Source organism: Microbacterium sp. IEGM 1404 (assembly GCF_030056775.1).
Classification (GTDB): domain Bacteria; phylum Actinomycetota; class Actinomycetes; order Actinomycetales; family Microbacteriaceae; genus Microbacterium.
Window position 1 is genome coordinate 1 of sequence record NZ_JASHKP010000027.1, and the last position, 224, is coordinate 224.

A 224-nucleotide genomic window follows, 5' to 3' on the forward strand; every position below is an offset into this window, starting at 1 on the left:
CTCGTTCCCCTCGGGGCACACCGCCAACGCCGCGACGATCGCGGGGGTCGCCGCGATCGTGTTCCCGACCCTGTGGGTGCGGGTGGGGGGCGGTGCGTGGATCGTCCTCATGGCGTTCAGCCGCACCTACCTGCACTCCCACTGGCTCTCCGACACGGTCGGGGGAGCGCTCGTCGGCGCGGTCGCGGCCCTCGTGCTCGCGGTGGTGTTCTCCCGTCTCCGGG

1 protein-coding gene is annotated in these 224 nt (G+C 73.2%); it reads left to right on the top strand.

Translation table 11 applies throughout. The features are described 5' to 3' along the window. The coding region (locus tag QM517_RS18145; protein WP_283289560.1) for a phosphatase PAP2 family protein at window positions 1–224 on the top strand (224 nt) is incomplete at both ends.